Source organism: Streptomyces sp. R41 (genome assembly GCF_041053055.1).
In the GTDB taxonomy this organism is placed as follows: domain Bacteria; phylum Actinomycetota; class Actinomycetes; order Streptomycetales; family Streptomycetaceae; genus Streptomyces.
In genome coordinates this window covers 556224-581399 of sequence record NZ_CP163443.1, presented here as the reverse complement: position 1 = coordinate 581399, position 25176 = coordinate 556224, and the positions used below count along the sequence as shown (strand labels likewise).

Here is a 25176-nt window from a genome sequence, read left to right as displayed (position 1 = left end):
GACCGGGCGGGTTCAGCGTCCTTCCCTCGACGTGAGGATGCTGAGCGCATTGGCGCACACCACGGTCGCGACGGCGGTCCACTCGACCCATCCGAGGCGCTGGCTCAGGACGATCCACCCGACCACGGCGGCGAGGACCGGGTTGACGCTCATGAACAGGCCGAAGGTCTGCGCGGGTACACGGCGCAGGGTGAGCAGGTCCGCCAGGTAGGGCACCGCGGAGGAGAGGACGCCGGCGGTGACGGCGCAGGCGACGGCCCCCGCGGTCGGCGGGTTCCGGACGGCGAGGACGAGACCGACCGGCAGGAAGACCAGGGCGGAGAGGCAGGCGGCGGCGGCCGAGCCCTGCGCTCCGGGGATGCGGCGGCCCACGGTGCGGTTGAGCAGGATGTACGACGCCCAGCACACGGCCGCGAGGAGCCCGAGGGCCATCCCGAAGTAGTCGGTCGAGGGCTTCGGGCGCATGAGGGTGACGACGCCGACCGCGGCGATCACCGCGCAGCACGCGTCCACACGGCGACGGGACGCGGCCAGGGCGATGCTGAGCGGGCCCAGGAACTCCAGGGTCACCCCGAGCCCGAGGCCGATGCGGCCGATGGCGCTGTACAGGGACAGGTTCATCGCCGCGAACACCAGCGCCAGCAGCAGCACCGGCCACCACTGCCGCCAGGTGAAGGTCCGCAGCCGGGGACGCCCGACGGCTACGAGGGCGATGGCGGCGACGTACTGGCGTACGGCGACGACACCGACAGGTCCGAGGGTGGGGAAGGCGAGGGAACCGATCGCGGCCCCGGTCTGGTTGGACAGGCCGCTGGCGAACATCGTGGCCACAGCCAGGCGTTTTCCACCAGGCTGCGGAGCGGACGGCACGGGGACCGTCCGCTGAGCGGGTGCTGCTGCGGGGGTGGGCGCTGCGTCCATGCCCCGATCGTGCGACGAGCCACCTCTTGCGCAAAATGCATCCGCCGGTCCATCTATACGCTTGAGTCATGGATGTGGAGCTGCGGCAGTTGCGCTGTCTCGTCGCGATCGTCGACGAGGGCACGTTCACCGACGCCGCCATCGTGCTGGGCGTCTCCCAGGCGGCCGTATCCCGCACGCTGGCCTCGCTCGAACGCGCCCTCGGGGTACGGCTGCTCAGGCGGACCTCCCGTGAGGTGACGCCGACCGGGACCGGCCTGCGGGTCGTCGCGCACGCCCGCCGGGTGCTCGCCGAGGCGGACGAGCTGGTCCGGGAGGCCACGTCGGGTCACTCCCATCTCCGCATCGGATACGCCTGGGCGGCACTCGGCCGCCACACGCTCCCCTTTCAGCGGCGTTGGCGCGAAAGGCATCCGGAGACGGACCTGCACCTGGTGCGGGTCAACTCGCCCACGGCCGGGCTGGCGGAGGGAGCCTGCGACCTCGCGGTGGTGCGCAGGCCGCTGGACGAACGGCGTTTCGACTCGGCCATCGTGGGGCTCGAACGCCGTCTGTGTGCCCTGGCCGCCGACGACCCGCTGGCCAGGCGCCGCTCGATCCGGCTCGCCGACTTCAGCGGACGCACGCTCCTCGTCGACCGGCGCACCGGCACCACGACCACGGAACTGTGGCCGCCCGACGCGCGTCCGGCCACCGAGGAGACGTACGACGTCGACGACTGGCTCACCGTGATCTCCACCGGCCGTTGTGTCGGCATGACCGCGGATTCAACGGCCAACCAGTACCCGCGTCCCGGTGTCGTCTACCTGCCGGTGCGCGACGCGGAGCCGATCGCCGTGCGGCTCGCCTGGTGGCGGGACGACCCGCATCCGGCCGCACAGGCGGTGATGGAACTCCTGACATCGCTCTATCGCACCGGCTGACCGGGCGACGGGAGGCGGTGCCTCAGCCCATCTGGTCCCGCGCCGAAAGGTGTTCCACCGTCACTCCGGTCCCGGTGAACGTGCGGGTCACCGTCCCCGACGTATAGACCCACAGAATCCGCAATGGCGTGTCACCGATGTTCCGGAAGAGATGGGGGATGGGGGAGGGGACATACGTGGTGTCGAACCGCTCCAGCTTCGTCACCTCGCCGTCGAGCACCACCTCCGCCTCGCCTTCGAGGATCGTCACGTGCTCGTCGCAGTTGTGCGAGTGCAATGGCGCCCCGGAGCCGACCGGATACACGCTCATCCCGCTGGTGATCCGGTTCTCCCCACCGGCCGACGGCGTGGTGATCAGCGGCGTCGTCACGACGGCGCCGCCCCGGTCGAGCAGGGGCACGGACGCGGCCTTGATGATCGTGGTCATCCGGAGTTCCTCTCCATTTCGTGGCGATGCGACGAACGACGGTAGGTCGCGATGGCGCGAATGGGTGCCCTCCGGCGTGCAGTTTTACCTTGCAATCCGAGAAGGGTGAGCTACTTGAACCCGGCTGTACGGTCGGCTGGCATCGCACGGCTTCTCGGTCCGTGCCGGAAACGCGCCGGAAAGAAAAGGCAGGTATCGGCCACATGAGGCTCCCCGTTCTCACCGATGAGGAAATGGATCCGCGCCAGCAGGAGTTGGCCGCCCGTATCGCCGGCCGGCGCGGTGCCGTCCGCGGCCCGTTCCGCGTCTGGCTGCACAGCCCGCAGATGGGGGAGTGCGCCGAGTCGCTCGGCGCCTTCGCCCGCTTCGACTGCAGCCTCCCCAAGCACCTGCGCGAGCTCACGCTGCTGATGGCCGCCCGGAATTGGGACGCGCAGTACTCCTGGAACGCGCATGTGCACCAGGCGATCGAGGCCGGCATTCCGGAGGCCGCCGTCAAGGCGATCGCCGAGAAGCGCGAGGCGGTCTTCGACAGCGAAACGGACCAGGACTTCTACCAGTTCTGCCGGGAGGTCCTCGAAGAGCACTTCGTCCGCGACGAGACCTTCGCCCCCGCGCTCGAACACTTCGGCTCCAAGGGCCTGGTCGACACCATCGGTGCGCTCGGCAACTTCACCATGCTCGGTATGTGCCTGAACACGTTCCAGGTGGACCTCCAGGCCGACCGCGAGCCCCCCTTCCCGGACATCCGCGGCTACGAGCGGGTCGTCCCCGACGGCAACCGGCTGCAGCCGTGACACCCGAGGCCGTGGTCCGCCTGCGAGGGATCACCAAGAGCTTCGGCGGGGCGGCCGCCCTCAAAGGCGTGGATCTCGACCTGTATCCCGGGGAGATCCACGCGCTGATGGGCATGAACGGAGCAGGCAAGTCGACGCTGGTGCAGGTCCTCTCCGGCGTCCACCAGGCCGACGGCGGCACCATCGAGGTCAACGGACACATGCAGCACGGCCTGACCGTGCGCAAGGCCCGCCGGCTCGGCATCGCGTCGGTTCCCCAGCGTCGTGAACTGGCGATGGGGCTCACCGTGGCCGAGAACGTCATGCTGGGCGATCTGCCCACCCGGCGCGGCGCCGTGCACTGGAGGGCGCTCAAGTCCGAGGCGCGCCAGGCACTTTCGAGCCTGGGTATCGGCATCGACGTGGAGCGGATCGCTGCCTGGCTCACTGTCGCCGAACAGACCATGGTGGAGGTGGCGCGGGAAGTCCGCCGCGGTGGCCGGGTCCTGATCCTCGACGAGCCGACCGCCTGCCTGAGCGCCGAAGCCGCCCACCAGATCAGGGACTTGGTGCGGACCCTGCGCGACGAGGGCGTCGCCGTCGTCTACATCTCGCACTACATCCCAGACCGACGACGCCGCACGCCGTCACCGCGGGCGCCCCCGCGGGTGTCACCGCCGCCCTTGCCGCCGGCAGTGGGCTCCTCGACATCCACCTCACCGACGACCAACTCACCCGGCTCCGGCGCCCCTGCACTCCGCGCCACGACTTCCAGGGCATTCTCCGACGACGCCGAACTGGAACGCGTCAAGGCCCGGATTCCCGGCTTCGCTTCCGCGGCCTGACCGGCGACGCAACCGCGTGCAGGATGCCCGTCGGCACCTTCTCGGCCTTCGGGCGGGGGAGTCCTGTGCGACCGGGCCTGAGTGAGGCCGATCAGGTGGGCCGTCGTATCGGTGTCGAGCTGCAGGACGCTCGCGAGTGCGTCGAGGACGTGCACAGACTCGCCGATGCCCGCGTCCTGCCGCGGGCATCGGCGCGGTGAGCCCGGTCCTCAGGCGGCGCGCAGCGGGGCCAGGGCCCGGCTCCACGCCACGACCTGGTCCAGCGTGGTGCCGAGGGCCTCGCGCTGGAAGTCGCTGGGCTTGAAGACGCTGAAGTTCTCGAAGTCGGTGAACAGGGACAGCGCGACCTGGGCGCGCACGTCGGCCATCTGGAGTTCGCCGGCGATCAGGCGCAGGTGTTCCACGGCGCGGGTGCCGCCGGCCGAGCCGTAACTGACGAACCCCACGGCCTTGTTGTTCCACTCGGCGTACAGGAAGTCGATGGCGTTCTTCAGCGCGCCGGAGGTGGAGTGGTTGTACTCCGGCGTCACCATCACGAAGCCGTCGAACGAGGCGATCTTGTCGGCCCAGTTCAGAGTGTGCGGCTGCGTGTACTGGCCCAGTGACGGCGGGTACGCCTCGTCGAGGTGGGGGAGCTTGTAGTCGAGCAGGTCGACCAGCTCGAACTCCGCGTCGGTGCGCTGCGCGGCGACCTCGTGCACCCAGCGGGCGACGGCCTCCCCGTTACGTCCGGGGCGGGTGCTGCCGAGGATGATCCCGATCTTGGTCATGGCTGTCCCTCAAAGACTCTCTGGTGATCTCGATCTGATGTGTCTGATCCAGCTGATCCATCAGTGAAAAATCCTTGCTCCGTCAAGTAATCCATTTTTTGCTTGCTTCGTCAAGCAAGTAGGATGGGTGCATGCCTACCGCCGAGCAGCCACTGCAACCCCTGAGTGCGGACGAGGAGGCGCTGTTGCGCCAGCTCGGCCGCGTGATGATCGTCCTGCCCCGTGTGATCGACGCGGACATGATGCGTGAGCAGCGTCTGCCGCTCTCCGAGTACACGACGCTGATGCATCTCTCCGAGGCTCCCGGCCGGCGGATGCGCATGAGCGAGCTCGCCGCCACCGCCAATCTCTCGCTGAGCGGAATGACCCGCGTCGTCACCCGCCTGGAGAAACAGGGCCTGATCGAACGGACCAGGTGCGACGAGGACGCCCGCGGGTGGAACGCCGTTCTCACCGACGCGGGCCTCGCCCGGCTGGAGGAGGCATGGCCCGCCCACCTGGCCAGTGCCCGGCGCCACGTCTTCGACCACCTCGAAGGCACCGACCTGACTCAGCTTGTCCAGGCGCTGCGGCGCATCGCGACCTGAGACACCTGGCGAAGAACCGAGGAGTACGAGATGACCAACCCTTCGACCGACCCGACCGGCGGGGGAGGTATCACCCTGGGGCTCGACACGTTCGGTGACGTGCCGAACGACCCCGAGGGCAGGCCGCTGTCCCACGGCCAGACCATCCGCCGTCTCGTCGAGGAGGGTGTCCTCGCCGACCAGGTCGGCCTGGACCACTTCGGCATCGGCGAGCACCACACCGACACGATGCCGCTCTCGGCCGCCGACGTCGTACTCGCGGCCATCGCGGCGCGCACGTCGCGCATCCGCCTCGGTTCGGCGGTGACGGTGATCAGTTCCGACGATCCCGTCCGTGTCTTCCAGCGCTACGCCACCCTCGACGGCGTGTCCGGCGGTCGCGCCGAGGTGATCCTCGGCAGGGGATCGAGCACCGAGTCCTTCCCGCTCTTCGGCTATGACCTGAGCGACTACGAGGAACTGTTCGAGGAGAAGCTCGGTCTCTTCGCCGAGCTCCTCCGGGAGAAGCCCGTCACCTGGTCCGGGAACACCCGCCCCTCCCTCGACGGCCTCTCCGTCTATCCGCACAGCGAGTCGGGGTCGATCCCGACCTGGGTCGGCGTCGGCGGCAGCCCGCAGTCGGTCGTCCGGACCGCCCGGTACGGGTTCTCGCTGATGCTCGCGATCATCGGGGGCGAAACGGCCCGCTTCGCGCCGTTCTCACAGCTGTTCCAGCAGGCGCTGGAGAAGTTCGGGCAACCTCGGCGACCCGTCGGCGTCCATGCCCCCGGCCACGTCGCCGCCACCGACGAACAGGCGCAGGAGGAGTTCCTGCCCGCCTTCGAAGCCGTGATCCGCAGCGTCTCCAAGCAGCGCGGCTTCCGCACGCCCACCCGCGAGAGCCTCATGCGCGATGTCGGCCCCGGCGGCGCGCTGCACGTCGGTTCGCCCGAAACCGTGGCCCGCAAGATCACGGCCACGCTCAAGGACCTCAACGCGACCCGTTTCGACCTGAAGTACGGGATGAACGGCATGCCTCACCCCGCGCTCATGACCAACATCGAGCTGTTCGGCACCGAAGTGGCACCGCTGGTACGCGAGATGATGGGCTCCTGACGCCTTGCCGGCCCGGGTGACGGGGCGCCGGAGGCCCCGTCACCCGGCCGTACCGCTGCCTGCCGCTAGGGCAACAGGTTGATCTTGAACGTGGACGTCGTGTTCTTCACGTCCTGTGCGTTGTCGCTCAACTTCAGGTTGTGGAAGGTGACTTCACCGACGGCGGGCCCCTGTCCGGCCTCGGGCATCTCGTTGGCCCACAGGCCGAAGCCGGACTTCGCCTCGTACGCGTCGCCGCTCTTGTGCGCCCCGGAGATTGTCACGTCCGTGAGGACGGTGTCCTTGATCGGGAACTGTGGCTGTCCTCCCACGTAGTTGGTCTGGAACATGATGCCGCTGTACGTCGGATCGACGATGTCGACGTTGTTGACGCGGATCCCCTGGAAGACCTTCGAGGCGGAGAACATCCAGATGCCGGGGAAGGTCTGCCCTCCCCAGAAATGACCGCCCGAGCGGACGATCGAGATGTTCTCCAAGGTCGTCGGATCCGTGCCGAAGCCGTTCATCGGGTAGCCGAAGTCCAGCGAGCTGACGGTGATGCCGGAGTAGACCAGGGTGTCGGCGATGTGGATGTTGCGGAAGGTGTTGTTGTAGCCGCCGTAGACGGCGATGCCCGCCGCGCGCCACGTCAGGATCGACGTGAGGTTCTCGTAGACGTTGTTCTTCTCGTCGGCCCCGCCCGCGTCGATCGCGGAGAACAGCGCGAAGCTGTCGTCGCCGGTGGCCCGCGCCTCGTTGTTGACGACGTGGTTGTCCGTGCTGCCGTTGGTCATGTTGACGCCGTCGGCGAACATGTCGCGGATCCGGGAGTTCTTGATGGTGATGCTGTCGGTGTTGGCGCCCCAGTAGAGGCACACCATGTGCTCGTTCCAGATGTTGTCGATGGTGATGTCGGAGACGTTGGAGAAGTCGAACACCTTGCCCGGACCGTCGATGCGGGAGGTGTAGTTGCCGAAGTACGCGAAGTTCGAGAACGACGACCCCTTGGCCGTGGCGTCCGCCCGGAATCCGATGTCCGTGTTCTCCTGCGCCGACGGCGCGTGGAAGCGCGTGTACCAAGGCCCGGCACCGACGACCTTGACCGCCTTGCCGTACACCTGGAACTTGCTCGACGTCTCGTAGTCACCGGCCGGCAGGTAGACACCGACGAGCTTGCCCGTCGTGTCCATGCGCACCTTGTCGAGCGCGTTCTGCACGTCCTGTTGCGTGAACCCGACCGGGACTGCGTACGTCGCCGGGTCCGGGTTGGCGATCGCCGACACCTGCTCCAGGCTCACGAAGTCGATCGCGTACGTGGAGTCGTTGGCGGCGTCCTTCTGGAGACGGATCCTGCTGCCGGCCGGGACGGTCTGGCCGAGCATCAGGTTCGCCTCGTCGTAGATGTGCCGCGGTGAGCCCGAGCCCGGCGAGTTGCCCGGACCGGTCTCCGCCCCGTACAGCCAGGCGTACTTGGACGTCAGGTCGATGGCCTTGAGGAACTTGCCGTCGACGTAGACGTCGAGCGTGGAGTTCGTGCCGCCGCCCGCGGAGTCCGGGATGGAGAAGCGGGTCACCAGGGTGTTGGCGCCGGCCTTGGTGGTCCACTCCACGTAGTTGCCGGTGCTGTTGAGCGTGACGGCCTTGCGGCCCGAGGCCTCGCCCGCGATGTCGCCGACGGTGCGGTTCGGTCCGACTGTCTGCGCGCCGCCGCCCACGGTGCCGTCCTCGGCCTCGTACATGTCGTACGGCATGTTGGCGCCGCGTCCGACGAACAGCGGCTGGCTGCTGGTGTTGTTGTCGCGCTTGACCGGCAGTTCGTTCGTGTCGGCCGCGATCACCGTCTTCACGGTGAACTTGCCCTTGCCGGCGGTCCAAGTGCCGAGGTTCACGGGGGAGGTGGTGCCGCCCGCGGCGATGGCGCCGTCGTAGGAGCCGGTGAGCGTCTTCACCGTCGCGCCCGAGGAGTCGAGCACGGTGAGCGTGATGCCGTGGCTGCCGCTCGCGGCGGCGATCGTGCCCTGGTTCTTCAGCGTGACGGAGAAGGTGACCGTGTCTCCCTCCGCGGGCGCGCTCGGCGACCAGCCGACAGGTGAGGCAATGAGGTCGGAGCTGGACACGGGCTTGACGACGAGGGACGTGGGGCTGGTGTAGGAGTTGTTGCCCTCGTTCTGCTCGATGACCTTGTTGTCCGGGTCGACGACGGCGCCGACCTGGTAGGTCCCGGCGTCGCGGGCGCCGATGTCCGCGGTGACCGTTGCCGAGGCACCGGCCGCCAGGACGCCGACGGAGGCGGTGCCCACCTTGGTGCCGCCCAGCTGGAATTGGACGTCGGTGGCGTCCGAGGCCTCCGTGCCCGTGTTGCGCACCGTCGCGGTCAGCTTCACGGCGTCGGACTCGACCGGGTTGTCCGGGGCCGAAGTGATGCCGGTGACCTGGAGGTCCGGGTTCGGCGCGGGCTTGCCCAGCACCTGGAACTCGGCGACCTGCCCGGCGGGCGCCCCCGAGTTGGCGGTGAACACCAGCTGGACGTCCGCGACCCGGCCCGAGACGCCGATACGCACCGTGTTCCCGCTCGCCGGGTCGAACGTGTACTCCTTGGCGTCCACCAGACTCGTGAACGAGCCGGCCTTCTGCTCCCGGCCGAGGACCTGGATCTTCTGCGTACGGGCCGCCCAGGCGGCGTCCGGACTGAGCTTCAGGACCACGGTGTTGACGTCGGCGTTGGCCCCCAGCTTCACCGTCAGGCTGTTCGGATAGGAGCCCGGGCCGCCCTCCCAGTAGGTGCTGGTCTTGTCGTCGTCGGCGTTCTCCGCGACGAAGGTGTAGACGCTGGACGACGCCGTGATCGGCTTTCCGACGGCGAGGTTCGCGTCGTCGCTGGTGGAGCCGGTGCGCGTCACGGAGTTGCTGTTCGCGGACACGTTGCCCGCCGCGTCCTTGGCTCGCACGTAGTACGTCACGGTCGCCGAGACGGGCTGAGTGTCCGTGTACGTCGTGACGTCACCGGCGACGCTCTGGCGCAGGGTGCCGTTGGCGTAGACGTCGTAACCGGTGACCTTCACATTGTCGGTGGACGCCTGCCAGGTGAGCTTGACCTGACCGCTCGTGGCCTCGGTGAAGGCCAGGTTGCCGGGTGCCGTCGGAGCCTGGGTGTCGCCCGAATCGCCCTTGCGGGTCACCGTGTTGCTGTTGGCGGACTGGTTGCCCGCCGCGTCCTTGGCGCGCACGTAGTAGGCGACGGTCGCCGACGCGGGCTGGGTGTCGGTGTACGACGTGACGTCGCCGCCGACCGAGGTCCTCAACTCGCCGTTGGCGTAGATGTCGTAGGCGGTGACCCCGACGTTGTCGATGGCGGCCTTCCACGTCAACTTGATCTGCCCGGTGGCGGGTTCGGTGTACGCCAGCTCGGTGGGCGCGCCGGGCGCCTGGGTGTCGCCGGTGGTGGGTCCGTACACCTCCAACTCGGAGAGCTGGCCCGCCGGCTGACCGGTGTTGGCCGTCACGAGGACCCGTACGTAGCGTGTGGTGGTGGCGTTGAAGGTCAGCGTCTGCGACTGGTCGTTCGCCGCGTTGAAGTCGCAGGCCTTCGAAGCGGTGATGTCGCTGAAGTCCGATCCGTTCGTGCTGCCCTGGAGCTTGAGGGTCTGGGTGCGCGCGCCCCAGTCGGCCGGCAGGCGCAGCACTGCCCGGTCGACACGCACAGAGGACCCGAGGTCGACCTGGACCCACTGCGGGAGCGCGTCGTTCCTGCTCTCCCAGTAGCTGGCCCGGTTGCCGTCGCCCGCATTCGCGGCGACATACGTCTGGGTGTAGCTGCTCGCCGTGAACTGCTTGCCCGCGGCCAGGTCTCCGGAGGAGTCGGTCGCGCCGTGCACCTCCAGCTCGGAGAGCTGCGCGGCCGCCCAACCGGTGTTCGCCGTGACGTTGATACGTATGGAGCGGGTCTGAGTGGCCGGGAACGAGATCGTCACCGTGTTGCCCGCGCTCGGCGTGAAGGCGTACGGCGCCGAGGACTTGAGGGTGTCGAAGCTCGTGCCGTCGCCGCTGCCCTGCACGGCGAGAGTCTCGTTACGGCTTTCCCACGACGGTGGGAGCTTCAGCACCACCTCGTCCACGCGGCTGGACGAGCCGAGGTCGACCTGCACCCACTGAGGGAAGCTTGCTCCCGAACTCTCCCAGTACGTACCGGAGTTGCCGTCCGTGATGTTGGCCGCGCCGTACTCCGGTTTCGAGCTGCTCGCCGTGGCGGCCTTGCCCGCGGCGAGATGGGGACCACCGGCCGCCGTCGCGGTCGTGGTCAGCGCCGGAAGTCCGATGAGAGCCAGCGCGATGGTCAGCAGAGCGGCCGTCAACCGGCCTCTCCAACGATGTCTGGACATGCGTCTCCTGTCCTTGAGCGGTGTCGCGTCGATACGGAACAGGTGCGAGAGAGCCTGAGGGTCTGAATTTTGCGCTCAGTTGTCGAAGAGTTGCATGTTGATATTGTTCAGTCCACAACTCACGCAGACATAGTTGCTCTCGCTTGTCGTGAAGGGAGCAGCTGCGGACGAGTGCGGTGGCCGTGTGCTCGAAGTCCGGCACGCCCTCTGTCGTCAACATGTAAAACAAAATTGTTGACAATCTTGTTGGACTAGATTTACGTTCGACAGGCACTCACTCAGGGAGGGCGCAATGCAGAAGGAAGCCCGTCCAGGCACCGGAGAGCAGGCCAAGCAGCACGCACTGGTGCAGCTGCGGCAGGCGATTCTGCGCGGCGAGATGGCACCGGCCCAGCGGCTGGTGGAGAACGAGCTCGCCGAGCAGTTCGGTGTCACTCGGGCCAGCGTCCGGGCGGCGCTGATCGAGCTGGAATCGGAGGGACTGGTCGAGCGGATCCGCAACCGCGGATCGCGGGTGCGGGTGGTGACGGTCGAGGAAGCGGTGGCCATCACCGAGTGCCGCATGGCCCTCGAAGGGCTGTGCGCGGCCAAGGCGGCCATCGCGGCCAGCGATGAACAGCTGGCCGAGCTGGGCGACTTGGGCGCGGCGATGTCCAAGGCGGTCGCCGACGGCGAGCCGGTGACCTACTCCGAGCTCAACCATGAAGTGCACGCCCGGATCAGGGAGTTCTCCGGTCAGCAGGTGGCCGTGGAGCTCCTGGAGCGCCTCAACGCCCAACTGGTGCGCCACCGCTTCCAGCTGGCGCTCAGACCGGGGCGTTCCCAGCAGTCCCTGAGTGAACACCTGGCCATGATCGAAGCGATCCAGGCCAGGGACCCGCAGGCGGCCGAAGCGGCCGTCCGCGTCCACCTCGGCAGTGTGATCGACGCGCTGCGCGACTGACGTACCGCGTGGCCGGCGCGCTGTGCGACAGACCGGGCCGAGGTGGGCGTGTACCTGTCCACCAAGGAGATTTCCGCAATGACGCACGGCAAAGCGCCCGCCACCCCACGATCGACGCTGGTCGTCACCGCGCATGCCGGGGACTTCGTGTGGCGTGCCGGGGGAGCCATCGCCCTGGCCGCCTCCCGAGGCGAGAAGGTCACCATCGCGTGCCTGACCTTCGGCGAGCGCGGCGAGTCCGCCAAGGCGTGGCGCGAGGGCAAGAAGCTGGAAGAGATCAAGGCGATACGCCGGGGCGAGGCCGAGCGCGCCGCCGCGACCCTCGGCGGCGAGGTCCGCTTCTTCGATGCCGGCGACTACCCGCTGACCGCCACCGCCGAGCTGACGGACCAACTGGTCGCCGTCTACCGCGAGACCCAGCCCGACGTCGTCCTCACCCATCCGACCGAGGACCCGTACAACGGCGATCACCCGGCCGCCCACCGCATGGCCCTGGAGGCCCGCGTCCTCGCCCAGGCCATCGGCTACCCCGGCCCGGGCGAGATCATCGGCGCCCCGCCGGTCTTCTATTTCGAGCCGCACCAGCCCGAGATGAGCGGCTTCAAGCCCGAGGTCCTCCTCGACATCACCGAGGTGTGGGAGACCAAGCGCAAGGCCATGGAATGCCTCGGCGCCCAGCAGCACCTGTGGGACTACTACACCGACCTCGCCGTCCGCCGCGGCGTCCAGCTCAAGCGCAACGCCGGCCCCAACCTCGGCCTGGCCCACAAGACGATGGCCGAGGCGTACATGCGTCCGTACCCGCAGATCGCGAAGGAGCTGGCATGAGCGGCGTGATCGTCACCAACCCGCCGAAGGCGGACGCGAAGGACGTCGAGGCCGTCGGCACCTTCGGCGTCGCCACCGTGCACGAGGCGATGGGCCGCACCGGCCTGCTCGGCACGCACCTGCGCCCGAACCAGCAGGGCACGCGCGTCGCGGGCACCGCGGTCACGGTGCTCTCCTGGCCCGGCGACAACCTCATGATCCATGCCGCCGTCGAGCAGTGCGGCGAGGGCGACATCCTGGTCGTCACCACCACCTCGTCCTCCACCGACGGCATGTTCGGCGAGCTGTTCGCCACGGCGCTCCAGCGGCGCGGTGTGCGCGGCTTGATCATCAACGCCGGCATCCGGGACACCGCCGAGCTGCGCGACATGGGTTTCCCGGCCTGGTCCGCGGCGGTCAGCCCGCAGGGCACGGTCAAGGCGACCGGCGGCTCGGTCAACGTACCGGTGGCGATCGGCGGTCAGATCGTGCGGCCCGGCGACGTGATCCTCGCCGATGACGACGGTGTGGTGTGCGTGCCCCGCGAGAGCGCCCGCCGCGCCGCCGAGACGTCCGAGGCCCGCGAGAACAAGGAGGCCGCCTCCCGCGCCGCCTTCATCGAGGGCCAACTGGGCCTGGACCGCTACGGGTTGCGCGAGACGCTCGTGCGACTCGGCGTCACCTACCAGTCGTACGAGGAGTACGTCCGGGGAGGGACGTACGAGCGGGACGGAGCGGAGTCCTGACCGGGCCCGAGGAGGTGCGCTGCATGCTCATGCGCGGCGGCACCTCCAAGGGCGCCTACTTCCTGGCCGAGGACCTGCCCTCCGACGTCGCCGCACGCGACGACCTGCTGCTGCGCGTCATGGGGAGCCCCGACCCGCGCCAGATCGACGGCCTGGGCGGGGCGCACCCCCTGACCAGCAAGGTGGCCGTGGTCTCCGCCTCGGCCGACTCCGAGGCGGACGTCGACTACCTGTTCCTGCAGGTCGCCGTCGACCGGCCAGAGGTGTCCGATCGGCAGAACTGCGGCAACATCCTGGCCGGGGTGGGTCCCTTCGCCGTCGAACGCGGCCTGGTCGTGCCGGGGGAGGACCGGACCTCCGTACGGATCCGCATGCGCAACTCCGGCGACCTCGCCGTCGCGAGCTTCCCCACCCCCGGCGGACGCGTCGCGTACACCGGCTCCGCCGAGATCTCCGGTGTGCCGGGCACCGCCGCGCCGGTGGTGATCGAGTTTCCGCGGGGCAGCGGCCCACTGCTGCCCACCGGCCGGGCCCGCGACCTCGTAGCCGACACATCGGTGACCTGCGTGGACAACGGGATGCCGACCGTCCTGATCGCCGCCTCCTCCCTCGACGTCACCGGCTACGAAGCCCCCAAGGACCTGGAGGAGGATCTGACCCTCGCCGACCGGCTGAGGGAGATCCGCCTGGAGGCGGGGAAGCTGATGGGCCTCGGCGACGTCGAGAACACCACCGTGCCCAAGCTGACCCTGCTGGCGCCGCCCCGGCACGGTGGCGCCGTCATGACCCGCACTTTCATCCCGGTGCGCTGCCACACCTCCATCGGAGTCCTGGGCGCCGCGAGCGTCGCTGCCGGGCTGCGCGTGGAGGGCGGCGTCGGGCAGGCCGTGGCGCGCCTGCCCGAGAGGGGGGACCGGCTGCGCATCGAGCACCCCACCGGATTCCTCGACATCGAAGCCGGTGTCGAGTACGGCCCCGAGCGCGCCGCCCCGGTGGCCCGACGCACCGCCGTCGTACGTACCGCCCGCAAGATCTTCGACGGCACGGTCTTCCCCCGGCCGGCCGGAGCCGCACATCACCTTTAAGGAGGCCCGTATGGCGCCGCCCCTCGGAGACATCGCCCACCTCGGGCATGTCGAACTGCTCACCCCGGACCTGGACGGCAGTGTCCGGTTCTTCACCGACTACCTCGGCCTGACCGAGAACGGTCGCTCCCAGGACTCCGTCTACCTGCGGACCTGGGACGACTACGAACACCACAGCCTGACCCTCACCGCCCACTCGACCTCGGGCATCCGCCGCACAGCCCTCCGGGTCTCCAGCGAGGAAGCCCTCCAACGACGGGTCAAGGAGATCGAGAACAGCGGCCGCAGGGGCCGCTGGGTCGAGGACGAACCGGGCCTCGGCCCGCTGTACGTCACCAGTGACCCCGACGGCCACGAACTCGCCCTGTACTGGGAGAGCGAGTGGTACCGGGCGCCGGACGAGCTGAAGCCGGCCCTGAAGAACCAGCCGCAGGCCAAGCCCGGCCACGGGGTGGGCGTGCGTCGCCTGGACCACGTCAACTACCTAGCCGCGGACGTCTCGCCCAACGGCGACTTCCTCCGCGACGCGCTCGGCGCCCGCCCGACCGAGCAGATCCAGCTCAACAGCGGGAAGATCGCCGCCCAGTGGCTGACCTTCAGCAACAAGTCGTACGACATCGTCTACACCGAGGACTGGACCGGCTCGAACGGGCGCCTCCATCACGTCGCGTTCGCCACGGACACCCGCGAGGACATCCTGCGCGCCGCCGATCTCGCCATCGACACCGGTGTGTTCATCGAGACCGGCCCGCACAAGCACGCCATCCAGCAGACGTTCTTCCTGTACGTCTACGAGCCGGGCGGCAACCGCGTCGAGCTGTGCAACCCGCTCACCCGCCTGGTCCTGGCACCCGACTGGCCGCTGGTCACCTGGACCGAGGACGAGCGGAAGAAGGGGCAGGCCTGGGGTCTGAAGACCATCGAGTCCTTCCACACCCACGGCACGCCGCCGGTCGGCTGATCCCCTTTGCCCGGCGGTCCCCAGCCGAGGTTCTGACGGCTGTTTCCAGCCACATCACGCGCGCGGGCGGCACCTCATCATGTGCCGCCCGCGCCCTTCTCACGTGCTTCTCAGCTCCCCGTGGCACCGTTTCTTGCGGTGGCCGGATGGTTTCCAGGATTGTTGACAAAAGCGTTGACAGTCTTGATGTCAATCCTTAGCGTCTGGGGCACCATCGGGTCCGCCGCACGAGCCGCGTCGACCCACCTCACCGATCCCCCTTCCAGGGCCCATGCCTCCTGGACGAGAGGAAACAACGATGTCCTCCTCCCTCGCCCTGCCCGCTCGCGGCGGCAGACTGGCCGCGCTCGTCGTCGGCCTCTGCTGGCTGGTTGTCCTCTTCGACGGCCTCGACATGTTCATCTACGGCTCCGTGCTTCCGCACATGCTGGAGACGGAGGCGCTCGGCATCGACCCGGGCAAGGCCGGTGACGTCGGCTCCTACGCCACCTTCGGCATGCTGATCGGCGCCCTTTCCTCCGGCACCGTCAGCGACTGGGTCGGCCGCAGGAAGACCATCATCGTGTCCACCGCCGTCTTCTCCCTGGCCTCCGCCGTCTGCGCCTCCGCCTCCAGCCTCGGCGTCTTCAGCTTCGGCCGCTTCCTGGCCGGCCTCGGCCTCGGCGGACTGCTGCCGAGCGCGATCACCCTGGTCACCGAGTACGCCCCGCGCGGCCGCGGCGCCCTGATCGTCGGCTCGTTGATGACCGCCCACCAGGCCGGCGGTATCGTTGCCGGCTTCGTGGCGCTGTGGACCGGCGACTGGCGGGTCTCCTTCTGGATCTGCGTGATCCCGCTCTTCATCGGCGTCCCGCTGGCCGCCAAGTTCCTGCCCGAGTCGATGGCCTTCCTGCAGGCCAAGGGCCGGGACACGGAAGCCTTGGCGCTGGCCGACCGCTATGGCGTCGAGTTGGCCGCCCGCGGCAAGGAGCGCCCGGCCGCCGCCGACCGCTTCAGCGCGCTCGCCGCCCTGTTCCGCGGAGGCCTGTGGGTCCAGACCCTGCTCTTCTGGGTGGCCTCCTTCGGCGGCCTGCTGCTGGTCTACGGCGTCTCCCAGTGGCTGCCGTCGCTGATGAAGGCCAACGGCTACAACCTCGGGTCCTCGATCGGCTTCGTCATCGTCATCAACCTCGGCGGCATCGTCGGCATGCTGATCGGCGGCCGGCTCACCGACAAGTTCGGCGGCTCGCGCATCTCCGCGATCTGGTTCGGTGCCACCGCCATCGGCGTCTACTCCCTCAGCATCCGCATGCCGCTGGCCCTCACCTACACCGTCGTCTTCCTCACCGGCATGTTCCTCTTCAGCGCCCAGGCGATGATCTACGCCACCGTGGCCGCCCGCTCCCACGACGACAACCGCGCCACCGCGGTCGGCTGGACTTCAGGCATGGGCCGCTTCGGCGCCGTCTTCGGCCCGTGGCTCGGCGGTCGGCTGCTCGCCACCGGCTCCACCACCGCGGGCTTCACCGCCTTCGCCATAGCGGGCGTGTTCTCGCTGGTATTCGTCAGCCTGACCGGCCTGCGCCGGGTCCAGCCGGCCGCGCCCCAGAGCAGCACGCGGCAGCAACTGACCGCAACCGGCTGACCGAGGGGCGGGGGACCAGCGTCTGGGCCGGGCCTGATGGGCCCGGCCCAGACGTGTGTGCGTACCGGGCCTCTGGAGTCGGCCGATCCTCTTTGTGCGGGAGTCGTCAGGCGACGACCGACAGCAGCAGGGCCACCCCACCCCGCTATCCCACGGAAGGCGACGAACTCGTCAGCCGGATCAGCGGCATCGGCGAACTCCGCCGGCTTCACGGGACCCGCCGCCTGAACACGCACGGAGACTGTTTTCGAGGAGTCCAAGCCGACCGGTTCACCGTGGGTTACTGAATATCCGTTGCCCCAGTCACTCCAGGATGCTGGAGTGACCTCATGGATCACGATGCGGTACTCGCCCTGTTCGATCGCGACATGCGCGAGGGGGCGCGGCCCGACGCCCCGGATGCCCGGGTCGAGCGTGTCGGCAAGGTGGTGCGCCAGGTCGGCGCCGAGCGGGGCTGGAACGGGGTGATCTGGTCTGACCTGGACGAGACCGGCGCCGACGCGGCGATCGCCGACCAGGTCCGGTACTTCTCCGACCTCGGGCGAGAGTTCGAGTGGAAGCTGTACGGGCACGACAAACCGGAGGATCTCGGGCACCGACTGCGGACGGCCGGTTTCACCGCCGAGCCCGAGGAGACGCTGATGGTCGCCGAACTCGGCGACCTGGCACTCGACGCCGAGCCGCCCGAGGGCGTACGGCTGCTCCCCGTCACCGACCGCGCGGGCGTCGACCTGGTGGCCGACGTCCACGAACAGGCCTTCGGTACGGACGGCACGCGCCTGCGCCACCAGCTGCTCGCCCAGCTCACCGGCGACGCGGACACGGTCGTCGCCGTCGTGGCCCTCGCCGGCGACGTACCGGTCAGCGCGGCCCGTATGGAACTCCTGCCCGGCACCCGGTTCGCCGGTCTGTGGGGCGGCGGCACCGTCGAGGCCTGGCGCGGCCGCGGCATCTACCGCGCCCTCGTCGCGCACCGCGCCCGCGTCGCCGCCGAGCGCGGCTACCGCTACGTCCAGGTCGACGCCTCCAGCCAGAGCCGCCCCATCCTCGCCCGCCTCGGCTTCCAGCCACTCACCACGACGACGCCGTACGTATATGGGTAGGCCGTACGTAGACGGTGGCCGTACGTATACGGGTAGTACGTACGCGGGCGCGAGGCGGGCGCGGGTAGTACGTACACGGGTAGTACCGCCGGCGTCGCGTCGACGAGGAGGGCGCCTTCCGGGACCCGATGTCACATCCTGGCCCCCTCGTTCCGTCGCACCTGCATGACGACGAACCAGAGCATCCTCCTGGCCGGCGCCAGTGGCGTTCTCGGCCGGCACATCACCCGGGCCCTGACCGACGCGGGCCACAAGGTCACCGGTCTCGGCCGGGGCCCCGCCAACGGGGTCCAGGCCGATCTGACGGACCGCGACGCACTGCTGCGCGCCGTCGACGGGCAGCACTTCGACACGGTCGTCCTCGCCGCCACCGCTCTGCGCAAGGCGCCCCTGCGCCACCGCGACATGCGCGCGACCAACGCGCTGCGCATCGACGGCACCGCCCACCTCGTCGAGGCCGCACGAGCCACCGGCGCACGGCGGCTCGTCGCCGAGTCGATGGTCTTCGGGTACGGATACGGCGATCACGGCGACCACATCCTCACGGAGGACGACACCTTCGGCCCGCGGGGGGCCACACCCCAGCTGGAACAGCACCTCGCGGCCATGCGTATCAAGGAGCAACTCACCCTCGAGGCAAGCGGGTTGGAGGGAATCGCGCTGCGATTCGGCCTCTTCTACGGCCCCGGCGGTACCGACGCCATCCTGCCCATGCTGCGCAAGCGGCAGCTCCCCGTGGCCGACGACCGGGGCCAGGTCCTGCCGTGGATCGACCTCGTCGACTCCGCCAGCGCGGTCGTCGCCGCCGTCGAGCACGGCCGTCCCGGCCAGGCCTACAACATCGTCGACCGCACCCCGCTGGGCTTCGCCACCCATGTCCGCGCCGTGGCCGAGCGGTTCGGCCTGCCGAAGCCGATGGCCGTACCGCTGTGGCTGATGAAGCCCATGTCGTACGCGCACGTGATGATGCGGACGACCATGCGGGTGTCCGCGGCCAAGGCGGAGCGGGAACTGGGCTGGACCCCCGCCCATCCGTCGAGCCTCGACGGACTGGCCGCGCTCGAGGCGGCCGTCTGACGCCCGAACATGGGCCGAACGGGAGGGAGTTGGGGGCCGGTCGGCCCACGCGGGCGAGCGGGCGAGGCGGCATGCTGAAGGTGTGGACGCCAGCCGTCCCGGGGGACTGCCTCCCGTCGCGCTCGACTCTCCCGCGCCAGGCGCTCGGTCGAGGCGGCAGGCCCGCCGACTGCCGAGGGGAGCCGCGTCGGCGGGCCTGAACCAAGCTCTCTGCGAATCCGGCTCGCTCACAGATCCAGCTGGCACTCCACCGCCCTGTGCGTGGGCAGATAGCCGAGCGCGTCGTTGATGGCGCGCATGGGAGCGTTGCTGTCGGCGGTGTCCGTGAGCAGGCCGTCGAGTTCGGGGTGCTGCTGACGTGCCAGCCGGATCGACTCCGCCTTCATCCACAGGCCAAGGCCGTGGCCGCGGTGCTCGGGCAGCACGCCGGTGCCGTAGTGCTGGGCGTCACCCCGGCCGTCGCCGGGCACGACGAGTTCGCAGAAGCCGGCGATCGAGCCGTCGGAGCAGTCCACCGCGGCGACCGTGCGGAGCAACTCCCTGCGCTTCGCGACGGTTTCGGCAGCCGATATCACCCGCTCCACGTCCCATACGACGGTCCCGTAGTCGGTCCCCTCCATCGGCATGTCGTCCATGGCCCGCCGCGAGTCGGCGAAGGTCCGAGCCAGCTCGGGTGGCACTGTGCCCTCCCAGTGCGTCAACTCGTAGCCCTGATGCGGCCGTTCGACGATCTCGGTGATCCGCGCGTGATCCACGTCGGCCGGCACCAGCCTCGCGTACGTCAGTGCCAGCACCCGGCGGAAGCCGCGCGCCGCGAGGAACAGGTCGCCGGGGGAACCGGTCTCGGCCTGCGCGACGAGCGACCGCCGCCCCTCGTCGCGCGCCGCGGAGACGGCCGCCTCCAGGAGCGCGCCGCCCACACCCCGCCGCCGCTCGGCAGGGTGGACGGCGAGCTCCAGCTCGGCGAGATGCTCCTGCCCCTCCTTGGTGAACAACCGCAGAAAGGCGGAGCCCGCGGGAGCTCCGTCGGTTCCGGAGGCCAGCCATGCCAGGCGGCGGCTCGACGGTGTGGGCTCGGGGTCGGTCAGCGGCGTGATGCGCGGCGGCAAGGTCTCTCCGTGGCGTCGGGTGTGCGGGGGCGAAGCCCGCAGAACGTAGCCGTACCGACGCGCCGCCCGCAACGGAATTGAGCGCGCGGCGCGGCCCGCCGGCCCGCCCCCTTGCCCGCTTCCGCGGGCGCGTCCACCTCGCCCGTCAGCGGCGCACCTTCGCCCGGTCGAGTGCCGCGACGCCCAGGGCCGCCAGGCCGATCTGGATGAGCCACTGGATCCAGTCAACGCCCTTGGTGTCGGCGACGCCGAACGCGGCGGCGATCCCCGAGCCGATGAACGCGGCCACGATGCCGACGGCGATCGTCCACAGGATGCCGATGCGCTGGCGTCCAGGGACGACGAGCCGGCCCAGTACGCCGATGATGATGCCGATGAGGATGGCACTGATGATGCCTGAGATCTCCATCTCCGCTCCTCTTTGTCGGTCCCCCGCAGTTATGTATGTGCCCCCTGTACGCCGAGGCAGTCCGCTCCGCTTCGGGCGCCCCGGGATGCGGCTCCGGAGCCCTCCTGTTCAGTCGCCGTCTCGCCATGTACCGTTCAAGAATCTGTCGCGCGGTAGACGGCCAACTCCCGTTCTACGCGCGCAGACTTGGCGCCCGCACCGCCTCTCCCCACCCCTCACGGAGGTTCGCCGGATGCTCGGATTCAGAAGATCCCGCCACAGACTCACCACGGCGCTGGCCGTGTTCGGACTGCTCGTCACGGGCGCCGCCGTCCAGGCGGCCGGCGCCGCTCCCGCCCGCGCGGCGACCACGCACCGCATCCTGTTCGACAACGCCCATGCCGAGACGGCGGGCAACGCCGACTGGATCATCTCCACCAGCCAGCCCGACCCGCTCGGCCAGGACTCCTCCCCGTCCGCCGAGACCGACTGGACCGGCGCGCTGTCCTCGTGGGGCGTGGCCCTGCAGAAGACCGGCAACTACAGCCTCAAGACGCTGCCCTCGGGCTCCAGCCTCACCTACGGCGGCTCCGCCGCGACGGACCTGTCGAACTTCGACGAGCTGGTGCTGCCCGAGCCCAACACGCTCTTCACCACCGCCGAGAAGACCGCGATCATGACGTTCGTGAAGAACGGCGGCGGCCTGTTCATGATCTCCGACCACACCGGCGCCGACCGCAACAACGACGGCGAGGACGCGGTCGAGATCCTCAACGACCTGATGACCAACAACAGCGTCGACAGCACCGACCCGTTCGGCTTCTCCATCGACTCGCTGAGCATCAGCTCCGACTACCCGAGCGCCATCAGCGACAGCACCAACCCGGTCCTGCACGGCTCGTTCGGCACCGTCACCAAGAGCCTCATCGCCAGCGGTACGACGGCCACGCTCAAGCCCGCCGACAACTCGGCCGTCAAGGGCCTGCTCTACCGGACCGGTTACTCGGGCAACACCGGAGCGTTCTTCGCCACCAGCACCTTCGGCAGCGGCAAGGTCGCCTTCTGGGGCGACAGCTCGCCGATCGACGACGGCACCGGCCAGTCCGGCAACACGCTGTACGACGGCTGGAACGACACCGGCGCCACCAACGCGGCCCTCGCGCTCAACGCCACCGAATGGCTCGCCGGCGCCGGCGGCAGCGGTGGTGGCGGAGGCGGCACCTGCACGGCCGCGCAGCTGCTCGCCAACCCCAGCTTCGAGTCCGGCAGTTCGTCCTGGACCGCGAGCAGCGGCGTGATCACCACCGACACCGGTGAGGCCGCCCGCACCGGCTCCTACAAGGCATGGCTGAACGGATACGGCTCCGCCCACACCGACACGCTCTCCCAGCCGGTGACCGTCCCGTCCGGCTGCTCGGCCACCCTGAGCTTCTACCTCCACGTGGACACGGCCGAGACGACCACCAGCACGGCGTACGACACCCTCAAGGCCCAGGTCCTCAACAGCAGCGGCACGGTCCTGTCGACCCTGGCCACGTACTCGAACCTGAACGCCGCGTCGGGGTACACGCAGCGCACCTTCAGCCTCGGCACCACCTATGCCGGGCAGACGGTCACCATCAAGTTCACCGGCACGGAGGGCTCCACGCTCCAGACGTCGTTCGTCATCGACGACACCGCGCTCAATGTGAGCTGAGCGCGCGGAAGGGCGGGCCCGGATCCGGACCCGCCCCTCCGCCTGTCCGACCTATGTCGCCGGAACCGTCTTCTCCGGCGTGTTCCACCCCGACACCCGCACCCGAGGCGCGGATCCGTGCAGATCGGCCGTCCGGTACGTGGCCGTCAGAGTCGTCGACTCGCCGGGCCACAGGCTGACCTGGTTGTCGGACCACCGCACCGGCAGCACCGGCTTGCCCTTCGCGTCCACGAGGTGCACATCGGTGAGGAGTGACGGAGTCTTCCCGGTCCCGGTGTTCCGTACGGTGACCGTAGTCGTGGACGTGCCGTCCGGGCCGGAGGAGCTCGACACCGTTGCCGAAACCGGCGCCTGCGCCATCGAGTTGAGCCCCTTGAGGTCCGCGTAGCTCGTCGTCGGCGTGTAGTACCAGTCGGTGTTGGCCCAGTCGAGCGTGTCGGGCTTGGTGGACAGCCAGTAGACGTTGCGGCTGACCTCCTCGCCCTTGGAGTCGGTGAGGGTCAGGCGCGCGAGATACGTCGTCGACAGCCCGCTCACCGAGGACGGCACCGTGAGCGCGGTGCTGCGGGCGCCGTCCCCGCCCACGTTCACGCCGGTCGCCGACTTGTCGTACTTCTGCGCACCGTCGGTGTTGAAGAGCGTGACCCGGGCCGTGAGACCGGACGCGGACGTGTGCCGGTTGTTCACCACCACGACCGAGCGGTTGTCGTACGAGTACTGGATGTGCAGCGGCTCATTGGCCTTCTTGGCGCCGAAGTAGGCGCCGCCCTGGTCGAGGTAACGGTCCATCAACTGCCAGTGCAGTGACGTCCATCCGCTGTTGAACATCCAGTAGACGACGCCGGTCGACGGTTTCGAGGAGTCAGTGGCGTTGCGCCCGTACGCCTCGAACTGCGCGCGCACGTTCTCGTACTGGGCGAGCTGCGCCTTGCGCACGTAGTCGGTGAGGCCGGTCGGTGCGCCGTAGCGGCCGCTCAGGGCGGCGTCGTAGATCTTGAGGGTGTCGAAGGTCGGCGACGGCGAGCGGTGGTACTGCTTGGCACCCGGGTTCTTCCAGAGGGTGTCCAGATCGGCGGGGGACATCATCCGGTGCAGGGTGTCGAGCGTGGGGATGTCGGGGCCCGCGCTGGTCTCGGAGTTGAAGCCGGTGGCGCCGCCCTCGCGCTTGGCGTACCAGTAGTGCGGCGGGATCCAGTCGTACGGCCCGGTCATCTTCATGCCCGAACTGCCGGATTGCGGAGACGACTTGTCGGAGGCGGCGGCGACCACGGGTGTCGGCCAGTCGGCCGCCTTCAGGGCGTCGAGGTAGTTCTTCTCGATCGTGGCGTCGGGCGCGAAGTCGCTGCCGATGAGGAATGAGATGACACTCGGGTGGTCGCGCAGGCGCGCGGCCTCGGCGGCCATCGATGCCTTGGCGACGGGATAGTCGGCGGCGGTCCACTTGTCGCCCCGCTCGCTGCCGTTGACGTTCCCCTCCCACTTGTCACAGCACTCCCAGCCGGGCAGGGTGAGGATGCCGTACCGGTCGGCGAGGTCGAAGAACTCGTCCGGCTCGATGTGCCCTTCCAGACGGATGGTGTTGAGGCCCAGGTCGAGCGCGTACTTCAGCCGGTCCTCGACGTACGTCCGGTCCCAGCGCAGGAACTCGTCCGGTGACCAGCCGCCGCCCTTGATCAGCAACCGCCGGCCGTTGATGCTGTACTGCCGGGCGCCGTCGGAGTTGAGCGGCGCCTTCACGTCGCGGATGCCGAAGTCCTCGTGCGCGGTGTCCGAGGGGGTGCCGGCGACGGAGGCGGTCAGGTCGAGGCCGTACAGGGGCTGTCCGCCCATGCCCGCGGGCCACCACACCATCGGCGACGTCAGGTGCAGGCCGGGGGAGTCGGCCGGGGCGAAGGTGACCGTCTTCGTCTCGTGCGCGGCGAGGGCGACGGTCTTCGTGAAGGACGTCGATCCGATCGTGCCGGAGACCGTGGCCGTGACGGCGGTGCCCGTCTCGTTGCGCGCCTTCGCCTTGACCGTCAGGTCCGCCGAGGCGAGCGAGGGGACGTCGAGCTTGGTCACCACGTGCGCGTCGCGCAGCGCGACCGGGCCGCCACGGCGGACGAGGACGTCGCGGACGATGCCCATGTTCTCGTCGGGCGGCGGCTGCAGCCAGTCGATCCAGCCCATGGTGAGGTGCTTGTTGGGCTCATTGGGCTGGATGCGGAAGGCGACCGTGTTGGTGCCGGCCCGCACCAGTGGGGTGATGTCGAGTTCGTGGTGCGTGTACGCGCCCGCCACATTGGCGGCCTTGGCGACCTGCTTGCCGTTGACGTAGACGTCGGCCGCCGAGATGACCCCGCTGAAGTCCAGATAGCTGCGCTCGGAGGTGTCGGCGACCGTGAAATCCGAGCGGTACCACCAGGGCACGGCGAAGTCGGCCTTCGGGATCTTCTGCCGGTTGGTCGAGTAGAACGGGTCCGCGTACTTCCCCTTCGCGAGCAGCGCCGCGAGGACCGTGGAGCGCGAGCCCGCCGGATACCAGCCGCTCGCCGGATAGCCGGGGCTCGAGACGTCCGCCGCCGGGTCGCTGACCTTGGCGGTGGACTGGATCGCGTACCCGGCGAGCGCGGTGGTGCTGCCCGGCGCGGAGGCCACCGTGGTGACGCGGGCCCGCTGCGCGGTGGCGGGTCCGGTGTCATGGACACCGGACCACGCGCTCGTGGACAGGGTGCACAGAAGGCCCAGGGTGACGGCGGCCGTGGCGCGGCGCCGTCTTGAGGCAGGGCGGTGGAACACGGTGGTCTCCTTGGGGGGTGGGGGAGCATCCGCGCTTCGACACTGCAGGCTTGCAAGCTTCGACACTACAAGTTAGGAAACTTTACTAACTTGGCCCACAAGCTAGGTGGCTGAGCAAGTCATGTCAATCACCGCAGGGAGCACGCCCCGCTTGGCG

22 protein-coding genes are annotated in these 25176 nt (G+C 69.3%); 15 read left to right on the top strand and 7 right to left on the bottom strand.

Annotated elements, in window-relative coordinates:
- Nucleotides 1–12: 12 nt before the first annotated feature.
- Nucleotides 13–921, bottom strand: coding sequence for a DMT family transporter (locus tag AB5J53_RS02830; protein ID WP_369244068.1), 909 nt, complete (start codon nucleotides 919–921; stop codon nucleotides 13–15).
- A gap of 68 nt (nucleotides 922–989) precedes the next feature.
- On the opposite strand from AB5J53_RS02830, the gene AB5J53_RS02825 reads away from it, so the two are divergent.
- Nucleotides 990–1844, top strand: coding sequence for a LysR family transcriptional regulator (locus tag AB5J53_RS02825; RefSeq protein WP_369244067.1), 855 nt, complete (start codon nucleotides 990–992; stop codon nucleotides 1842–1844).
- 22 nt (nucleotides 1845–1866) lie between these two features.
- Here AB5J53_RS02825 and AB5J53_RS02820 read toward each other — a convergent pair whose 3' ends face one another.
- Nucleotides 1867–2271 carry a cupin domain-containing protein gene (locus AB5J53_RS02820; protein WP_369244066.1) on the bottom strand — a complete coding sequence of 135 codons (405 nt, stop codon included), beginning with the start codon at nucleotides 2269–2271 and terminating at the stop codon, nucleotides 1867–1869.
- 233 nt (nucleotides 2272–2504) lie between these two features.
- Between AB5J53_RS02820 and AB5J53_RS02815 the strand changes: the two genes are divergently transcribed.
- Genes AB5J53_RS02815 through AB5J53_RS02805 form a run of 3 tightly spaced genes read left to right on the top strand, consistent with a single transcriptional unit; the run spans nucleotide 2505 to nucleotide 4092 of the window.
- Entirely contained in the window at nucleotides 2505–3068 is a 564-nt protein-coding gene (locus tag AB5J53_RS02815) for a carboxymuconolactone decarboxylase family protein (RefSeq protein ID WP_369252020.1), read from the top strand.
- Nucleotides 3065–3892 (top strand): ATP-binding cassette domain-containing protein, encoded by an 828-nt coding sequence (locus AB5J53_RS02810; protein ID WP_369244065.1) that lies wholly within the window; start codon nucleotides 3065–3067, stop codon nucleotides 3890–3892. Before AB5J53_RS02815 ends, AB5J53_RS02810 begins: the two co-directional genes overlap by 4 nt.
- A 23-nt stretch (nucleotides 3893–3915) precedes the next feature.
- The gene (locus AB5J53_RS02805) at nucleotides 3916–4092 is read left to right on the top strand and encodes a hypothetical protein (protein ID WP_369244064.1); all 177 of its coding nucleotides are present in this window, start codon (nucleotides 3916–3918) and stop codon (nucleotides 4090–4092) included.
- A gap of 9 nt (nucleotides 4093–4101) precedes the next feature.
- Here AB5J53_RS02805 and AB5J53_RS02800 read toward each other — a convergent pair whose 3' ends face one another.
- Nucleotides 4102–4662, bottom strand: a complete 561-nt coding sequence (locus AB5J53_RS02800; protein ID WP_369244063.1) for an NADPH-dependent FMN reductase — start codon at nucleotides 4660–4662, stop codon at nucleotides 4102–4104.
- 131 nt (nucleotides 4663–4793) lie between these two features.
- Here AB5J53_RS02800 and AB5J53_RS02795 point away from each other — a divergent pair, with 131 nt between their 5' ends.
- Both AB5J53_RS02795 and AB5J53_RS02790 read left to right on the top strand, forming a co-directional pair.
- Nucleotides 4794–5249, top strand: coding sequence for a MarR family winged helix-turn-helix transcriptional regulator (locus AB5J53_RS02795; RefSeq protein ID WP_369244062.1), 456 nt, complete (start codon nucleotides 4794–4796; stop codon nucleotides 5247–5249).
- Nucleotides 5250–5279: 30 nt separating this feature from the next.
- A complete protein-coding gene (locus AB5J53_RS02790) occupies nucleotides 5280–6344 on the top strand; it encodes an LLM class flavin-dependent oxidoreductase (protein WP_369244061.1) in 1065 nt (354 codons plus the stop codon).
- A 65-nt stretch (nucleotides 6345–6409) separates the two neighbouring features.
- Here AB5J53_RS02790 and AB5J53_RS02785 read toward each other — a convergent pair whose 3' ends face one another.
- On the bottom strand, nucleotides 6410–10702 hold the full coding sequence (locus AB5J53_RS02785; protein WP_369244060.1) for a discoidin domain-containing protein: 4293 nt from the start codon (nucleotides 10700–10702) through the stop codon (nucleotides 6410–6412).
- 292 nt (nucleotides 10703–10994) lie between these two features.
- Between AB5J53_RS02785 and AB5J53_RS02780 the strand changes: the two genes are divergently transcribed.
- The 8 genes from AB5J53_RS02780 (at nucleotide 10995) to AB5J53_RS02745 (ending at nucleotide 19048) form a co-directional block, all read left to right on the top strand.
- Nucleotides 10995–11645, top strand: a complete 651-nt coding sequence (locus AB5J53_RS02780) for a GntR family transcriptional regulator (protein ID WP_369244059.1) — start codon at nucleotides 10995–10997, stop codon at nucleotides 11643–11645.
- Nucleotides 11646–11723: 78 nt separating this feature from the next.
- Complete coding sequence (locus tag AB5J53_RS02775; RefSeq protein WP_369244058.1) at nucleotides 11724–12473, top strand: PIG-L deacetylase family protein; 750 nt, start codon at nucleotides 11724–11726, stop codon at nucleotides 12471–12473.
- Complete coding sequence (locus AB5J53_RS02770) at nucleotides 12470–13198, top strand: 4-carboxy-4-hydroxy-2-oxoadipate aldolase/oxaloacetate decarboxylase (RefSeq protein WP_369244057.1); 729 nt, start codon at nucleotides 12470–12472, stop codon at nucleotides 13196–13198. Before AB5J53_RS02775 ends, AB5J53_RS02770 begins: the two co-directional genes overlap by 4 nt.
- Nucleotides 13195–14283 (top strand): 4-oxalomesaconate tautomerase, encoded by a 1089-nt coding sequence (locus tag AB5J53_RS02765; protein ID WP_369252018.1) that lies wholly within the window; start codon nucleotides 13195–13197, stop codon nucleotides 14281–14283. The genes AB5J53_RS02770 and AB5J53_RS02765 overlap by 4 nt, the downstream gene beginning before the upstream one ends.
- 10 nt (nucleotides 14284–14293) lie before the next feature.
- Nucleotides 14294–15244, top strand: a complete 951-nt coding sequence (locus AB5J53_RS02760) for a catechol 2,3-dioxygenase (RefSeq protein ID WP_369244056.1) — start codon at nucleotides 14294–14296, stop codon at nucleotides 15242–15244.
- A gap of 298 nt (nucleotides 15245–15542) precedes the next feature.
- Nucleotides 15543–16868 carry an MFS transporter gene (locus tag AB5J53_RS02755; RefSeq protein WP_369244055.1) on the top strand — a complete coding sequence of 442 codons (1326 nt, stop codon included), beginning with the start codon at nucleotides 15543–15545 and terminating at the stop codon, nucleotides 16866–16868.
- 329 nt (nucleotides 16869–17197) lie between these two features.
- Nucleotides 17198–17971 (top strand): GNAT family N-acetyltransferase, encoded by a 774-nt coding sequence (locus tag AB5J53_RS02750; protein WP_369244054.1) that lies wholly within the window; start codon nucleotides 17198–17200, stop codon nucleotides 17969–17971.
- 165 nt (nucleotides 17972–18136) lie between these two features.
- Nucleotides 18137–19048, top strand: a complete 912-nt coding sequence (locus AB5J53_RS02745; protein WP_369244053.1) for an NAD-dependent epimerase/dehydratase family protein — start codon at nucleotides 18137–18139, stop codon at nucleotides 19046–19048.
- A 227-nt stretch (nucleotides 19049–19275) separates the two neighbouring features.
- Here the strand turns inward: AB5J53_RS02745 and AB5J53_RS02740 are convergent, their stop codons facing one another.
- Entirely contained in the window at nucleotides 19276–20157 is an 882-nt protein-coding gene (locus AB5J53_RS02740; RefSeq protein WP_369244052.1) for an N-acetyltransferase family protein, read from the bottom strand.
- 145 nt (nucleotides 20158–20302) lie between these two features.
- The gene (locus tag AB5J53_RS02735) at nucleotides 20303–20566 is read right to left on the bottom strand and encodes a GlsB/YeaQ/YmgE family stress response membrane protein (RefSeq protein ID WP_369244051.1); all 264 of its coding nucleotides are present in this window, start codon (nucleotides 20564–20566) and stop codon (nucleotides 20303–20305) included.
- Between the two features lie 232 nt (nucleotides 20567–20798).
- On the opposite strand from AB5J53_RS02735, the gene AB5J53_RS02730 reads away from it, so the two are divergent.
- Complete coding sequence (locus tag AB5J53_RS02730; RefSeq protein WP_369244050.1) at nucleotides 20799–22241, top strand: hydrolase; 1443 nt, start codon at nucleotides 20799–20801, stop codon at nucleotides 22239–22241.
- 51 nt (nucleotides 22242–22292) lie between these two features.
- On the opposite strand, the gene AB5J53_RS02725 is transcribed toward AB5J53_RS02730, so the two are convergent.
- Complete coding sequence (locus tag AB5J53_RS02725; RefSeq protein ID WP_369244049.1) at nucleotides 22293–25019, bottom strand: sugar-binding domain-containing protein; 2727 nt, start codon at nucleotides 25017–25019, stop codon at nucleotides 22293–22295.
- Nucleotides 25020–25176: the final 157 nt, after the last annotated feature.

Coding starts and splice junctions, on each gene's coding strand:
- AB5J53_RS02830 (WP_369244068.1), bottom strand. CDS start 921: ATGGACGCAGCGCCCACCCCCGCAGCAGCACCCGCTCAGCGGACGGTC.
- AB5J53_RS02825 (WP_369244067.1), top strand. CDS start 990: ATGGATGTGGAGCTGCGGCAGTTGCGCTGTCTCGTCGCGATCGTCGAC.
- AB5J53_RS02820 (WP_369244066.1), bottom strand. CDS start 2,271: ATGACCACGATCATCAAGGCCGCGTCCGTGCCCCTGCTCGACCGGGGC.
- AB5J53_RS02815 (WP_369252020.1), top strand. CDS start 2,505: ATGGATCCGCGCCAGCAGGAGTTGGCCGCCCGTATCGCCGGCCGGCGC.
- AB5J53_RS02805 (WP_369244064.1), top strand. CDS start 3,916: ATGCCCGTCGGCACCTTCTCGGCCTTCGGGCGGGGGAGTCCTGTGCGA.
- AB5J53_RS02800 (WP_369244063.1), bottom strand. CDS start 4,662: ATGACCAAGATCGGGATCATCCTCGGCAGCACCCGCCCCGGACGTAAC.
- AB5J53_RS02795 (WP_369244062.1), top strand. CDS start 4,794: ATGCCTACCGCCGAGCAGCCACTGCAACCCCTGAGTGCGGACGAGGAG.
- AB5J53_RS02790 (WP_369244061.1), top strand. CDS start 5,280: ATGACCAACCCTTCGACCGACCCGACCGGCGGGGGAGGTATCACCCTG.
- AB5J53_RS02785 (WP_369244060.1), bottom strand. CDS start 10,702: ATGTCCAGACATCGTTGGAGAGGCCGGTTGACGGCCGCTCTGCTGACC.
- AB5J53_RS02780 (WP_369244059.1), top strand. CDS start 10,995: ATGCAGAAGGAAGCCCGTCCAGGCACCGGAGAGCAGGCCAAGCAGCAC.
- AB5J53_RS02775 (WP_369244058.1), top strand. CDS start 11,724: ATGACGCACGGCAAAGCGCCCGCCACCCCACGATCGACGCTGGTCGTC.
- AB5J53_RS02770 (WP_369244057.1), top strand. CDS start 12,470: ATGAGCGGCGTGATCGTCACCAACCCGCCGAAGGCGGACGCGAAGGAC.
- AB5J53_RS02760 (WP_369244056.1), top strand. CDS start 14,294: ATGGCGCCGCCCCTCGGAGACATCGCCCACCTCGGGCATGTCGAACTG.
- AB5J53_RS02755 (WP_369244055.1), top strand. CDS start 15,543: ATGTCCTCCTCCCTCGCCCTGCCCGCTCGCGGCGGCAGACTGGCCGCG.
- AB5J53_RS02750 (WP_369244054.1), top strand. CDS start 17,198: ATGGATCACGATGCGGTACTCGCCCTGTTCGATCGCGACATGCGCGAG.
- AB5J53_RS02745 (WP_369244053.1), top strand. CDS start 18,137: ATGACGACGAACCAGAGCATCCTCCTGGCCGGCGCCAGTGGCGTTCTC.
- AB5J53_RS02735 (WP_369244051.1), bottom strand. CDS start 20,566: ATGGAGATCTCAGGCATCATCAGTGCCATCCTCATCGGCATCATCATC.
- AB5J53_RS02730 (WP_369244050.1), top strand. CDS start 20,799: ATGCTCGGATTCAGAAGATCCCGCCACAGACTCACCACGGCGCTGGCC.